Source organism: Corallococcus terminator (assembly GCF_003611635.1).
GTDB classification, from domain to species: Bacteria; Myxococcota; Myxococcia; order Myxococcales; family Myxococcaceae; genus Corallococcus; species Corallococcus terminator.
In genome coordinates this window covers 47,804-60,399 of sequence record NZ_RAVZ01000009.1, presented here as the reverse complement: position 1 = coordinate 60,399, position 12,596 = coordinate 47,804, and the positions used below count along the sequence as shown (strand labels likewise).

The 12,596-nt window shown below is 69.5% G+C and carries 12 protein-coding genes and 1 pseudogene; 11 read left to right on the top strand and 2 right to left on the bottom strand.

Going from position 1 to position 12,596, the window contains the following annotated elements:
• Positions 1-131 precede the first annotated feature (131 nt).
• From mreC to D7V88_RS02850, 5 genes and pseudogenes are all read left to right on the top strand, one after another.
• A pseudogene (gene mreC, locus D7V88_RS02870) lies at positions 132-824 on the top strand (rod shape-determining protein MreC); the annotation flags it as partial.
• Positions 821-1,321 carry a hypothetical protein gene (locus tag D7V88_RS02865; RefSeq protein ID WP_120539030.1) on the top strand — a complete coding sequence of 167 codons (501 nt, stop codon included), beginning with the start codon at positions 821-823 and terminating at the stop codon, positions 1,319-1,321. The pseudogene mreC and the gene D7V88_RS02865, both read left to right, overlap by 4 nt.
• Positions 1,318-3,378, top strand: a complete 2,061-nt coding sequence (gene mrdA / locus D7V88_RS02860) for a penicillin-binding protein 2 (protein ID WP_120539029.1) — start codon at positions 1,318-1,320, stop codon at positions 3,376-3,378. Before D7V88_RS02865 ends, mrdA begins: the two co-directional genes overlap by 4 nt.
• Before the next feature lie 7 nt (positions 3,379-3,385).
• On the top strand, positions 3,386-4,513 hold the full coding sequence (gene rodA, locus D7V88_RS02855) for a rod shape-determining protein RodA (RefSeq protein ID WP_208726077.1): 1,128 nt from the start codon (positions 3,386-3,388) through the stop codon (positions 4,511-4,513).
• Positions 4,514-4,552: 39 nt separating this feature from the next.
• Entirely contained in the window at positions 4,553-5,170 is a 618-nt protein-coding gene (locus D7V88_RS02850) for a PilZ domain-containing protein (RefSeq protein ID WP_244237934.1), read from the top strand.
• 12 nt (positions 5,171-5,182) lie between these two features.
• Here D7V88_RS02850 and D7V88_RS02845 read toward each other — a convergent pair whose 3' ends face one another.
• Together D7V88_RS02845 and trxA are read right to left on the bottom strand one after the other, a co-directional pair.
• Positions 5,183-5,524 (bottom strand): hypothetical protein, encoded by a 342-nt coding sequence (locus D7V88_RS02845; protein WP_120539038.1) that lies wholly within the window; start codon positions 5,522-5,524, stop codon positions 5,183-5,185.
• A gap of 436 nt (positions 5,525-5,960) precedes the next feature.
• Positions 5,961-6,290, bottom strand: coding sequence for a thioredoxin (trxA, locus tag D7V88_RS02840; RefSeq protein ID WP_120539027.1), 330 nt, complete (start codon positions 6,288-6,290; stop codon positions 5,961-5,963).
• A 176-nt stretch (positions 6,291-6,466) separates the two neighbouring features.
• Here trxA and D7V88_RS02835 point away from each other — a divergent pair, with 176 nt between their 5' ends.
• The 6 genes from D7V88_RS02835 to D7V88_RS02810 all read left to right on the top strand — a co-directional run bounded on the left by D7V88_RS02835 (position 6,467) and on the right by D7V88_RS02810 (position 12,582).
• On the top strand, positions 6,467-6,832 hold the full coding sequence (locus D7V88_RS02835) for a hypothetical protein (RefSeq protein ID WP_120539026.1): 366 nt from the start codon (positions 6,467-6,469) through the stop codon (positions 6,830-6,832).
• Between the two features lie 45 nt (positions 6,833-6,877).
• A complete protein-coding gene (locus D7V88_RS02830; protein ID WP_120539025.1) occupies positions 6,878-7,690 on the top strand; it encodes a cytochrome C assembly family protein in 813 nt (270 codons plus the stop codon).
• Positions 7,691-7,692: 2 nt separating this feature from the next.
• Positions 7,693-9,024, top strand: coding sequence for a glutamyl-tRNA reductase (gene hemA, locus D7V88_RS02825; RefSeq protein ID WP_120539024.1), 1,332 nt, complete (start codon positions 7,693-7,695; stop codon positions 9,022-9,024).
• On the top strand, positions 9,021-9,962 hold the full coding sequence (gene hemC, locus D7V88_RS02820; protein WP_120539023.1) for a hydroxymethylbilane synthase: 942 nt from the start codon (positions 9,021-9,023) through the stop codon (positions 9,960-9,962). The genes hemA and hemC overlap by 4 nt, the downstream gene beginning before the upstream one ends.
• Before the next feature lie 11 nt (positions 9,963-9,973).
• Positions 9,974-10,735: a uroporphyrinogen-III synthase gene (locus D7V88_RS02815; protein ID WP_120539022.1), complete on the top strand. Its 762-nt coding sequence runs from the start codon at positions 9,974-9,976 to the stop codon at positions 10,733-10,735.
• 71 nt (positions 10,736-10,806) lie between these two features.
• Entirely contained in the window at positions 10,807-12,582 is a 1,776-nt protein-coding gene (locus tag D7V88_RS02810; RefSeq protein WP_120539021.1) for a zinc metalloprotease, read from the top strand.
• Positions 12,583-12,596: the final 14 nt, after the last annotated feature.

Genomic DNA, 12,596 nt, shown 5'->3' with positions numbered 1-12,596 from the left:
GGTGCACCAGCGGGCCCATCAGCTCCTCGCACACGCGCTCGCCACCGTCGGCGCGCGCGAGCGTCGCGGTGAGGCCCAGGCGGTAGGGGGCGAGCGTGCCTTCGGCGATGAAGCGGTAGCTGGGCGCCGGCATCGAGGGCATCGTCGCCACCGTGCGCAACTACCTGGACCTGCGCGGCGTGCGTCAGGACAATGACGCGCTGCGGCTGGAGAACCTCCAACTGAGGGCCACGGTGCAGGTGTTGGGGGAGACGCGGTCGGAGAACGGGCGGCTGCGCAAGCTGCTGTCCTATTCGGAGGCCGCGCCGGGGCAGGAGATCCCGGCCCGGGTGGTGGGCGTCAATCCGGTGGCGAAGCTCTTGTCGGTGCGGATCAGCAGCGGGGAGAAGGACGGGGTGTTCCGGGGCATGTCGGTGGTGACGCCGGACGGCATCGTCGGGCAGGTCATCCGGTCCACGGGCGGCTACGCGGACGTGGCGCTGGTGACGGACCCGCAGAGCCGGGTGGCGGTGCGGGTGCAGCGCTCACGCGCGCGCGGCACGGCGGCGGGCGCGGGCAATGGCCCGCTCAACCTGGAGAACATGCTGCGCACGGAGGACGTGGAGAACGGCGACCTCATCATCACCGCCGGCACGGACGGCATCTATCCGCCGGGGCTGGTGGTGGGGCGGGTGACGCAACTGGAGAAGAAGGAGCACGGCATGTTCCAGGGGGCGGACATCCAGCCGGCGGTGGACACCAGCCGTCTGGAGGAGGTGCTCGTGGTAGGCAGTCCCTACAGTGAGATGGGCCCCGGGCCCATGGTGGAGGGCGTGCAGAAATGAAGTTCCTGGTGACAGTGGCCCTCGCCCTGGCGTTGCTCACATTGGAGTCGGTGTTCGTCCAGCAGGCGGGGCTGGTGCTGGGCCGCGTGGACGTCACGGTGGTGCTGGTGGCCTTCCTGGCGCTGCGCGCGACCCTCACCGAAGGCGCGTGCTCTGCCTTCGCGGTGGGCTACCTGTTGGACCTGATGAGCGGCCAGCCCACCGGCCTGTTCACCTTCCTGGCCGTGCTCACCTTCCTGGTGGGCCGACTGGTGGCGTCCCTGTTGGATGTGCGGGGCCCGGTGGCCTTCGCGCTGTTCGCCATGGGCGCGGACCTGGGCCATGCCCTGCTGTCCACGTTCTTCACCTGGCTCACGGTGAAGGAGGGCTCCACGGCGCCGCTGCTCGCGGGGATGCCGGTGCAGCTTGCGCTCACGGGCCTGGCGGCGCTGCTGCTCTTCCCGCTCTTCAAGCGCTTCGAAGTGGCCCAGGAGCGGCCGGCGGGGTTGCTCCGTTGACGCCTCCGACGATTGGCAACACCACCCCGGGCCGCGACCTGAAGCGCCGCTTCCTGTGGCTGGGCCTGGCGATGTCGCTGGGCATCGTGGCGCTGGCCATCCAACTCTACCGTCTGCAGCTCATCCGGCATGAGGAGTACGCCGCCAAGAGCGTGGCGAACTTCGTGAAGGAGGTCCGCCTGCGCGCCGACCGCGGCGTCATCAAGGACGCGCGCGGCACCATCCTGGTGGACAGCCGCCCCTCCTTCGACGCCTTCGTGACGCCCGCCTTCTGCACGGACTGCTTCGAGCAGGTGATTCCGCGCCTGGGCGAGTTGCTCCAGTGGGACCCCGAGCAGCGCAAGAAGATTGAAGACCTGGTGCGCGCAAGCCGCCGCAACGCGCCCTTCATGCCGGTGCCGGTGCGGGTGGACCTGACGCGCGACGAGTACGACCGGCTCAACGCCCGGCGCGACATCCTGGACGGCGTGGAGGTGGTGCCCGTGCCGCACCGCAACTACCGCGCGGACACGGTGCTGTCGCACGTGCTGGGCTACATGAACGAAATCACCCAGGAGGAGCTGGAGCGCCTCAACGGGGACGGCGCGAAGTACGCGCTGGGGGACTACATCGGCCGGCGCGGTCTGGAGCGCTACTTCGAATCCAAGCTGCGGGGCCAGGACGGCGTGCGCAAGGAAGTGGTGAACGCGCGCGGCCAGACGATTGAAGAGCTCAACGAGAAGCTGGGGGAGAACTCGGTGATTCCGCCCACGGCCGGCGGCAACCTGGTGCTCTCGCTGGACATGCGCCTGCAGGAAGCGGCGGAGCGCGCCTTCCCGGGCGTGACGGGCGCGGTGGTGGCCATCGACGTGAACACCGGCTTCATCAAGGCGCTGGTGTCCCGCCCCGGCTTCGACCCCAACCTGCTGACGGGCCGCGTGACGCCGTCGCAGATGGCGACGCTCGCCAGGGATCCGCTCCACCCGATGATCAACCGCGTGGCCGCGGAGCACTACAGCCCGGGCTCCACGTTCAAGGTCGTCACGCAGCTTGCCGCCTTCAAGTCCGGCGTGTTCCGCCCGGAGACGGTGGTGCAGTGCTCCGGCGGCTACCGGCTGGGCGCGCGCGTCTGGCGTTGCCACAAGGACAGCGGCCACGGACCCCTGGACGGCAGGGGCGCGATGAAGGCGTCGTGCGATGCGTGGTTCTACAAGGTCGCGGACACCATCGGCCTGGACCCCATCGCGGAGATGGGCAAGTCGCTGGGCCTGGGGCGCCCCACCGGCATCGGCGTCGTGGCGGAGGTGCCCGGCATCATGCCCTCCAGCGCGTACCACGACAAAGCGTCTCCCGGCGGCTACACCAAGGGCATGGCGCTCAACAGCGCCATCGGCCAGGGCGACGACAACGTGACGCCGCTGCAACTGGCGCTGGTGTACGCGGCGCTCGCCAATGGCGGGAAGCTCTACAAGCCGCAGATGGTGCAGCGGCTGGAGAACCTGGACGGCCAGGTGATGGAGGAGTTCAAGCCGGAGGTGGTCAGCCGCGTGGACATGAACCCCGCGCACCTGAAGGCCATCGTGGAGGGACTCGTCGCGGTGGCGCAGGAGCCCGGTGGTACCGCGTACCGCGCGAAGCTCAAGTCGGGCCTGCCGCCGGAGATGTCCATCGCGGCCAAGACGGGCACCGCGCAGGTGGCGCGCATCGGCGCCATCCGTCTGAAGACGCACCAGATGAGCTACTTCGAGCGCGACCACGCGTGGTTCGCGGGCTTTGCTCCGGCGGACAAGCCGGAGCTGGCCGTGGTGGTGCTCAACGAGCACGGTGGCCACGGCGGCGTGGACGCGGCGCCCACGGCGATGGCCGTGATGAAGAAGTACTTCGAATTGAAGGCGGAGGACGCCACGTCCCCGTTGCCCCGCGCCAATCAGCCCTACACGCCGTCGCTGCCCCCGGCGCCCCGCCTGGACACCGAGACGCTCACGCGCGCCGTGGTGCCGCCGCCCCGCGTGAACCTGCCGGGTGAGCCCATGCAGCCGCCTTCTGAAACCGGAGACGACAGTGCAACTGCGGATTGAGCGCCGGATGATGCCCCACGTGCCGTGGGGGCTCGTCGTGTGCGTCCTGGGCGTGTGCCTGCTGGGCATCTGGAACCTGGCGTCCGCGTCCCGGCCCCCCATGGCCCCTGTCTGGACCAGCCAGGCGCTGTATCTGGCCGTGGGCCTGGGCGCGGTGCTGATGGTGTGCCTGGTGGACTACCGCTGGATCCAGCGGATGGCCTTCCCCATCTACGTGGCCAACATCCTGGCGCTCCTGGCGCTGCGCGTCTTCGGACACACGGCGAAGGGCGCGGAGAGCTGGTTCGTCATCGGCCCGTTCCGCCTGCAGCCCGCGGAGTTCATGAAGATTGGCGTCGTGCTGATGCTCGCCAAGGTCTACCACGACGACTTCCAGCCCAACCAACCGTCCTATGGGCTCATGCGTCTGTGGAAGCCGTTGCTGGTGGTGATGGTGCCCTTCACGTTGGTGCTGGTGCAGCCGGACCTGGGCACCGCACTGATGATCTTCCTGTCCTCCGGCACCGTCATCCTCTTCGGCAAGGTGCGCTGGTACCTGGCCGGCACGCTGGTGCTGGGCGTGCTCGTGGGCGGTCTCATCATCTGGAACGACTACGTGCGCGAGATGCCCGAACCGCGCTCCACCGTCGTGCGCCACCACCTGAAGAAGCACCAGAGCCAGCGCATCTCCGGATGGTTGGACCCGGAGGCGGACCTGCGCGGCTCCGGCTACCACGCCGCGCAATCAAAAATCGCCGTGGGCAGCGGTGGCCTCACCGGCAAGGGCTGGCGTGAGGGAACCCAGACAGGTCTGCGTTTCCTGCCGGAACAGCACACGGACTTCATCTTTTCCGTGTGGGCCGAGGAGCACGGCTTCTTCTCATGCTTGCTGCTCTTGCTGCTCTACGGCGGCATCTTCATCCTCGGGCTGGGGGTGGGCTTCAGCGCGAGAGATCGTTTTGGAGCGTTCGTTGCCGTAGGGGTGGTGGCCACACTTTTCTGGCAGGTGTTCGAAAACATCGGCATGGTCATTGGCCTGTTGCCAGTGACGGGCATCACGCTGCCCCTCATGAGCTACGGTGGCTCCTCGATGCTGTCGGTCATGTTGTGCATCGGGCTGCTGGTGAACATCAGCATGCGCCGTCACATGTTCTGACGACGGCCGGAGGCTTCGATGATGCAGAGGAAGGGTGCCGTGAAGTCCAGCCCCGGTGTCCGGGGCCTGGAGGGCGCGGAGGCGCCGCGCGCGTTCGTCCCGCCGGTGGGTGTTGGGGCTTCGCGTGTCGTGCCCACGCCGGGCGTGGTCCCGCGCATCGAAATGAATCAGGGCGAGCCGGAGCACCGGCACTTCCCGCGCGCGAACCTGGCCACCCATTTCGACCTCTGGGTGGATGATGAAGCCGGGGGCCGGCGCTTCTCCGCCAACCTCGTCTCCATCAACGTGAGCGTCAGCGGCGCCTTCCTGGCGAGCACGTTCTTCCTGCCCATGGGCACTGTGGTGCGCGCGCGCTTCGCCCTGGAAGAGGGGGCCGCGCCCGTGGAGACCCGCGCGGAGATCGTCCGGGAGGAGCGGGGTCCGGAGGAAGAGGGCAAGAGTGGCTTCGCCCTGCGCTTCCTGGACTTCTCCGGTCAGACGGAGGTGGCGCTGGCCCGGCTCTTCCTGGGCGCACGCCTGCGAGCCTTCACGGAGGACTATCTCAAATCCGCACGCGCCCGCTCCCTGCCCAATGAGCTGGAGCGGGTCATCGACGTGATGGCGGCCTGGGAACTGCTCAAGGCCACCACGCCCGGAGACCCCTGGCGCGGTGAGTAGGTCTCCCGACGCTCAGGCGGGCTTGCCGGTGGCGATCTGCCGCCGACGCTCGGCCTGGTAGTGCGCGGAACACAGGCCCTTGGAGCGCTGCTCGCGGGTGCAGCCATTCACCGTGCAGCGGCGGTCCATGGGCACCGGCCCACCCGCGACCGTCTTCGGCGGACGGCCCCGGCGGCGGCCCGCCATCACCGCGCCGTTGCCCGGCGACGGCGCCACGCTGCCCATTTGCGGCATCCCCGTGTTCAGCGCGCGCAGCATGCCGCGGCCGATGGCGTCACCCAACGCCTCCGCCCACGACGTCAGGGCAGGGGTCAGCGGCGCTTGCGAGGTCAATTCTTTGCGAAGGCGTGCCATGAAGAACTCCTGTTGAAACTCGCCAATCAAGACAGGCGTGTACTTTTGTCTTCTGTCTGGTGTGGCGAACTCTGTCAACAAGACACGTTGGGGTCTTGTTTGACTCGCAATGCAATTTCAATGTCTGTTGAACAAAACATGACGGGAGGATCGCCCCGCCGTGCTGCCTGGGCATTTGTCTCAACACCAGAGAAACGGCACCGACGAGGGGCGGTTGGCACCCGGTACGTGAAAGCCCTTACCGTCGCGGTGAGTTGTCTTTCTACAGACATATCGAACGCGCACCGTGTCACAGCCGGGTGTCTTCTGCCGTGTCAGGGTGGGAGGGCCGGACGCGAAACGTCCCCTCGCACCGCGCGCGAACCCGGGTGGATACCCGGTGCGACAACGGCAGGAGGGGACGTGGGGCGGACGGGAGGGCCCGTTCGCCGTCTGGCTAGGCGAGGCTCTTCTTGACCGCGTCCTCGATTTTCGACTTGGGGACCGCGCCGACGATCTGCTCCACGACCTTGCCGCCCTTGAAGAGCAGCAGGGTGGGGATGGAGCGGATGTTGTACTTCTGCGGCGTGTCCTGGTTCTCGTCGATGTTCATCTTCGTGAACTGCACCTGACCCTTGTACTGGGTGGACAGCGCCTCCACGGAGGGCGCGATGGCGCGGCAGGGCGCGCACCAGGTGGCCCAGAAGTCCACGAGCACGGGCTCCTGTGAGTCCAGCACCAACTTCTGGAAGTCCGAATCCTTGATGTCCTTCACTTCGCCAGCCATGTCGTCTCCTCGGGGCGGTCCACACCTGCCGACGCGCGCCCTGTTAGTACGCGTCCGGGGGCCCCGCAAGCTGCGGGATCCGGCCCGTGCCCCCCGCACAACGGATGCGGAGGGCGCCAGGGGGTTGCACCCATTTCGCGACCCCCTGGGGGGAACGCTCGTGTAGACTGGCCCGCGTGACGAAGCTCTTCCTGTCCCAGGCACAACTCGAGGAGTGGGCGCTGGCGGACAAAGCAGACCTGCGCGAGGGACGCCTGGTGGTGGCCGCCGAGGGAGGGACCGACTGGCCCCTCACCCCCGCCGTCCATGTCGTCCAGTTGGTGTCGGGGGAGGACACCCACCAACTGGTGTCGAAGGTGAAGACGGAGGAACAGCTTGGCCGCCTGGGGGCCGAACAGATGGCCGACTCCATCCTGGTGGGGGACTCCGCCTACGAGGTCGTTCCGGGCTATGTCGCGGAGGTGAGCGCCCCTTCTCCGGAGCGCAAGCCGAACTCGGAGACCGATCTGCTGGCGGCCTTCATTCTCAATAAAATGGGTTGAGGACGGGCTGAATGCCTCCTCGGCCGGAGTTATGAGCCTGCCGCCATGAGCCACACGCTCGTCTCACTCGCCTGCCATGCCTACGGGCTGGCCGCGCTCGTCTACCTTGCCTACCTGGTGCGCCAGTCGCAGGTGCTCGCCGTGTCCGGGCGGGTGCTCGTGGGGACCGGGCTCCTGATGCATTGCGTTGCCCTCATCGAGCTGGTGGGGGGCCAGGGGTGGCGGCTGGTGGGACCCGCGCAGGGCCTGTCCACGTTCGCCTTCCTCCTGCTGGCGCTGTTCCTGGCGTTGGATGTGCGCTACCGCAAACCCGTCATCGGCGCGTTCCTCACGCCGCTCGCGGTGGCGGTGCTGCTCATCGGCATGTTGTTGCATGGGGGGCCCGCGCCGCTGCCGGCCGCGGTGCGTCAGCCGTTGTTGCCGGTGCATGTCACCATCGCGCTCCTGGGAATGACGGCCTTCGGCGTGGCCGCAGGCGTGGGCGTGATGTACCTGCTGATGGAGCGGCAGGTGAAGACCAAGCACTTCGGGTTGCTCTTCGCGCGGCTGCCTTCGCTGGAGTTCCTGGACACGCTCAACCGGCGGCTGGTGGTGTGGGGCTTCATCGCGCTGTCGCTGACGCTGGCGACCGGGGCGCTGTTCGTCTCCACGGTGCCGGGGCTGGCGTGGAACTTCGACGCCAAGCAGGTCGCGACGTTCGTGGCCTGGGGTGTCTTCGCCGCGCTCGTCAATGCTCGCATCTTCGCTGGCTGGCGCGGTCGCCGCGTGGCCCTGCTGACCATGGCCGGCTTCTGCCTGGTGCTGGTCTCCTTCCTGTCGTCCTACGACCTGTCCGCCGCTGGCCCGGGGATGCCGTAGCCATGGAATTCATCTGTATCGGCGTCTCCCACCGCACCGCTCCCCTGGGCATCCGGGAGCGCCTGGCATTGCCCGAAGCGCGGCAGACGGAAGTGTTGCAGCGGCTGGCGCAGGCGCCTGTCGAAGCGCTCTGGGTGTCCACGTGCAACCGAGTGGAGGTGTATCTGGCCGCACCCAGCGCGGAGCAGGCCCGGGAGCGCGCGCTTGAAGCCTTGCAATCCGTGGGGGGCGAGGAGGCGCTGGCGCACCTCTATGAACACCAGGGAGAGGCGGCGCTCGTGCACCTGTTCCGGGTGGCCTCCAGCCTGGACTCCGTGGTGCTGGGTGAAGCGCAGATATTGGGGCAGGTGAAGGACGCCTTCGAGCGGGGGCAGGGCGCGGGCGCGGTGCGCGGGGAGCTGACGCGCGCGTGCGCTGCTGCGTTCGGCTGCGCCAAGCGCGTGCGCACGGAGACGGCGGTGGGGCGCGCGGCCACGTCCATGGCGTCCGCGGCGGTGCAACTGGCGAGCAAGGTGTTCGACGGGCTCAAGGACAAGACGGTGCTGGTGGTGGGCGCCGGTGAGATGGGCGAGCTGGCCGCGCGGCACCTGATGAACGCGGGCGCGGGAAGGCTCGTCGTGACCAACCGCACGCTGGCGCGCGCGGAGGCGCTGGTGGCGGAGGTGGGCGGCGTCGCCCGGCCCTTCGAGGAGCTCTTCACGCTGCTCCTGTCCGCGGACGTGGTGGTGACGAGCACCGCGTCGCCGGTGCCAATCTTCACCCGCGAGAACGTGGGGGCGCTGGGCAAGGCGCGCCGGGGCCGGCCGCTGTTCATGGTGGACCTCGCGGTGCCGCGCGACATCGACCCGGCGGTGGGCACGCTGGACTGGGTGCACGCGTACGACGTGGACGACATCCAGAAGTTCGTCGCGGACAACGCGGCCCAGCGCGCGGAGGAAGCGCACAAGGCGGGCGGACTGGTGGCGCAGGAGGTGGCGCGCTTCGCCCGGGAGCGTGCGCTGCGCGAGGGCATGCCGGTGCTGGCCCGGCTGCGTCAGCGCGCGGAGGGCATCGCGCGGGCGGAGGTGGAGCGCACGCTGTTGGCATTGGGCGATGGGCTCACCGACAAGCAACGCAAGAGCATCGAGGCCATGGGGCGCGCCATCGTGAACAAGCTGTTGCATGAGCCCACCGCGCGGCTTCGCGCCGTGGGACCGCAGGGTGAAGGCAACCGTCTGGCGGGCGCCGCCGCGGAGCTGTTTGGCCTGACGGAGGCGGAGGCCGCCGCCATCGCGCCGGAGCCAGAGTCCGAATCCCTGGTGAACACCGTGGTGGCCACCGGGAGCCGGCGATGAAGGCCGTACGCATCGCGACGCGGCAGAGCCCGCTGGCGCTCTGGCAGGCGCGCCACGTGGCGTCGCTGCTCACCGCGGGCAACCCGGGCCTGGAGGTGTCGCTGGTGGAGATGACCACCGAGGGCGACCGCTTCCTGTCCGCGCCGCTGTCCGCCGTGGGCGGCAAGGGGCTGTTCGTGAAGGAGATCGAGCAGGCCCTGCTCGATGGCCGCGCGGACGTGGCGGTGCACAGCCTCAAGGACATGACGTCGGTGTTTCCAGACGGTCTGATATTGGCGGCGGTGCCGGTGCGCGAGGATCCGCGCGACGCGTTCTGCAGCCCGGATGGACACACGCTGGAATTGCTGCCGCCGGGCGCGAAGGTGGGCACGTCGTCCCTGCGCCGAAGCTGCATCCTGCGCTCGCGCCGTCCGGACCTGGAGATTGTCTCCCTGCGCGGCAACGTGCAGACGCGGCTTCAGAAGACGCGCGACCTGGGGCTCGCGGGCGCGATGCTCGCCGCGGCGGGCTTGAAGCGCCTGGGGTTGGAGCACCACATCACGCAGGTGGTGTCCGTGGCGGACAGCCTGCCGGCGGTGGGGCAGGGCGTGCTGGCCATCCAGTGCCGCGAGGCGGACGCGGACGTGCGCGCGCTGCTCGCGCCCCTGGAGGACCTCACCACGCGCGGCGCGGTGCGGGCCGAGCGCGCCTTCCTGGCGAAGCTGGAGGGCGGCTGCACCGTGCCCCTGGCGGGCCACGCGACGGTGGCGGGCGGGCAGGTCCACCTGCGCGGGCTGGTGGGCCGTCCGGATGGCACCCGGGTGGTGCGGGGCGAGGTGAAGGGCCCCGTGCCGGAGGCCGAGCGGCTGGGCGAGGCGCTGGCGGACGAGCTGCTGTCGCAGGGCGCGGGTGACATCCTGCGCGATTTCGGCCGACGCGACGGCGCGTCCCGCGCCTAGAGTGCCGGCCCGTGGACCGGCGACTGGAAGGCATCCGAGTTTTGGTGACACGCCCGCGTGAGCGGGCCGAGGAGCTGTGCTTCCTGCTGGAGGACGAAGGCGCGGAGGTCTTCAGCCTCCCGCTCCTGGAATTGCGCCCCCCGGAGGACCCCCGGCCGCTCGCGTCCGCGGCCGAGCACGTGCAGCGCTACCACTGGGTGGTGTTCGCCAGTCCCTCCGCCGTGGAGTCCTTCCTGGAGGCCCTGCGGCTCGCTGGCACGTTGGACCGGCTGTCGCGCGTGAAGCTGGCCGCGGTGGGGCCGCGCACCGCGAGGACGGTGGAGGCCTTTGGCCTGACGGTGTCCGCCGAGCCCACGGAGGGCACGGGCGTGGCGCTGTTCACCGCGCTGAGAAACCTGCTCGGCCCCGACGACGACGTGCTCCTGCCGTCCGCGGAGGAGGGCCGGCGCGAGCTGGAGGACGGCCTGAGAGACCTGGGCGTGCGCGTCACGCGCGTCACGGCCTACCGCTCCACGCCCGCGCCCCTGCCGCCGGAGGCCCTGGCGCACCTGTCCGAGGCGCCGCCGCAGGTGGTGCTCTTCGCCTCGCCGCGCACCGCGGAGGCCTTCCTGGAGGGCGCGGGCCGTGAGCCGCTGGCGTCCGCGAAGGTGGTGGCCATTGGCCCCACCACGGCGACCGCGCTGGGGCAGTTGGGCATCGACGTGGCCACGGTCGCGGAGCGCCCCACGCCCGAAGCGCTCGTGGATGCCACCGTCCGCGCCGTTCACGGTTAGAATGCCCGCCCGGTGACGCTCCGGGTGCCAGTCAGGTGCCCGCGCGTGCGTGACGCGAAGAGGTGCGGGTGATGATGCGTGGCTTGCAGCGGAGTGTCTTCCTGCTCGGACTGCTGGCGCTGGCCGCGACGGCGAGCGCGCAGACCGATCCGATCCCGGCGGACTACCAGTACCTGGACCACTGGATCCTCAACAACAGCCAGGACCCGTTCCGGTACTACGTGGACTCCCGCGTCAGCCGGCCCGGGGGCAATGAGCTGACTCCGGTGGAGACCGCCGTCCAGAAGGCCTTCCAGGCCTGGCAGGACGTGAACTGTGCCTGGCCCGCCTTCAGCTATGCCGGACGCTCCAGCTCCGCTTCCATCCAGGACGTGCGCGACCGGCTCGACACGTTCAACGTCGCGGCCATCTGGGTGACGGACCGTTCGGACAGCGCGTACTCGGACGTGCTCAACGGGGACTCGAGCACCTCCGAGGCCGTCATCCAGTCCCGCAACGGCTACGTCTATCAGTGCGACATCTTCCTCAACGCCGTGGACTTCCAGTTCACCACGGCCGAAACCACGCCCGCGGGATTCCTGGACCTCCAGACGATCATGATGCGTGAGATTGGTCACTGCCTGGGGTTGGGTGACACCTACAACTCCGGCTTCAACGCGGTCATGTACGCGCTGCTCGGTCCCGGGAAGTCCCGGCGCACCCTTTCCACATACGACCGGGGTGCGCTGTGCCAGCGCTATCCGCAGACGGGCGCGGTGGGTTCTCCCTGCACGGCGAATTCCTGCGGGCAGGGCCTGACGTGCGTCACCACCCAGTCCACCACCAGCGGCGCCACGCTGAACGTCTGCAGCAAGGCCTGTCCGGATGGCGTGCCGGGGGCGTGCCCGGCGCCCTACGAGTGCCGCGCCTCCAGTGCCGTGCCGGGGTCCTCGTTCGCGTGCCTCCCCGCCGTGGGCGGCGCGGTGACGAACGTGGGCGCCGCCTGCACGGCGGATTCCCAGTGCGGCGCCACGGTGTCGCGCTGTCTCACCGCCTCCCAGCAGACGGTGGGCTTCCCCGGTTGGCGGGACGGCTACTGCTCCCAGTCCTGCTCGGCGAACACGGACTGCCCTCGTGGATCCACCTGCGCCAACGTGGGCACGGTTGGCAAGCGATGTCTGGATGATTGCCGCCCGGGGACCTCGGATTGTCGCCCGGGGTACTCCTGCGCGCCGTTGCCGGAGGGCAACGCGTGCATCGCCGACTGCGCCACCGACAACGACTGTGGCTCTTCCTTCGCCTGCCGTACCTGCGACCACGCGTGCATCCAGGCGCGGCAAGGCTCGCGGACCGTGGGCGAGCCCTGCACGCAGGACACCGAGTGTGGCACCAACCAGCAATGCCTGAAGCTCAATGGCAACCCGCAAGGCTTCTGCTCGGAGGCGTGCTCCGTGGACGCGTGCACGTGCAGCCCGGGCAACACCTGTCGTCCCGCGGGCACGGGCGGGCAGCGCTTCTGCTTCCGCGACTGCGAGCAGGGCACCTGCCCCTCGCCGCTGCAGTGCACCCCGTTCGGGCAGGGGGCGGCCTGCATCGCCAGTTGCCGCTTCAACCAGGACTGCCCCAATGGCCTCTACTGCGGCAGCAGCGGCCAGTGCTACGACCCGTTCACCCAGTCGGACGGCGGCACCTGCGCCCTATGCAGTGATGGAGGGGCTCCGCCGCCGCCGCCCACGGACGGCGGCACCGGCCCGTCCACCAACGGGCCGGACGGCTGTGGCTGCCAGGGCGCGCCCACGTCCGCCGCGGCATTCCTCGCGGGGCTCGGGGTGCTGCTGCTGGCCACCCGCAAGAGGAGGAACGGTTGACCCAGGCATCCTCC

Excerpts from the sequence above, each read along its gene's own strand:
- D7V88_RS02830 (WP_120539025.1), top strand. The coding sequence starts at position 6,878 with ATGAGCCACACGCTCGTCTCACTCGCCTGCCATGCCTACGGGCTGGCC.
- trxA (WP_120539027.1), bottom strand. The coding sequence starts at position 6,290 with ATGGCTGGCGAAGTGAAGGACATCAAGGATTCGGACTTCCAGAAGTTG.
- D7V88_RS02865 (WP_120539030.1), top strand. The coding sequence starts at position 821 with ATGAAGTTCCTGGTGACAGTGGCCCTCGCCCTGGCGTTGCTCACATTG.
- hemC (WP_120539023.1), top strand. The coding sequence starts at position 9,021 with ATGAAGGCCGTACGCATCGCGACGCGGCAGAGCCCGCTGGCGCTCTGG.
- hemA (WP_120539024.1), top strand. The coding sequence starts at position 7,693 with ATGGAATTCATCTGTATCGGCGTCTCCCACCGCACCGCTCCCCTGGGC.
- rodA (WP_208726077.1), top strand. The coding sequence starts at position 3,386 with ATGATGCCCCACGTGCCGTGGGGGCTCGTCGTGTGCGTCCTGGGCGTG.
- D7V88_RS02845 (WP_120539038.1), bottom strand. The coding sequence starts at position 5,524 with ATGGCACGCCTTCGCAAAGAATTGACCTCGCAAGCGCCGCTGACCCCT.
- D7V88_RS02810 (WP_120539021.1), top strand. The coding sequence starts at position 10,807 with ATGATGCGTGGCTTGCAGCGGAGTGTCTTCCTGCTCGGACTGCTGGCG.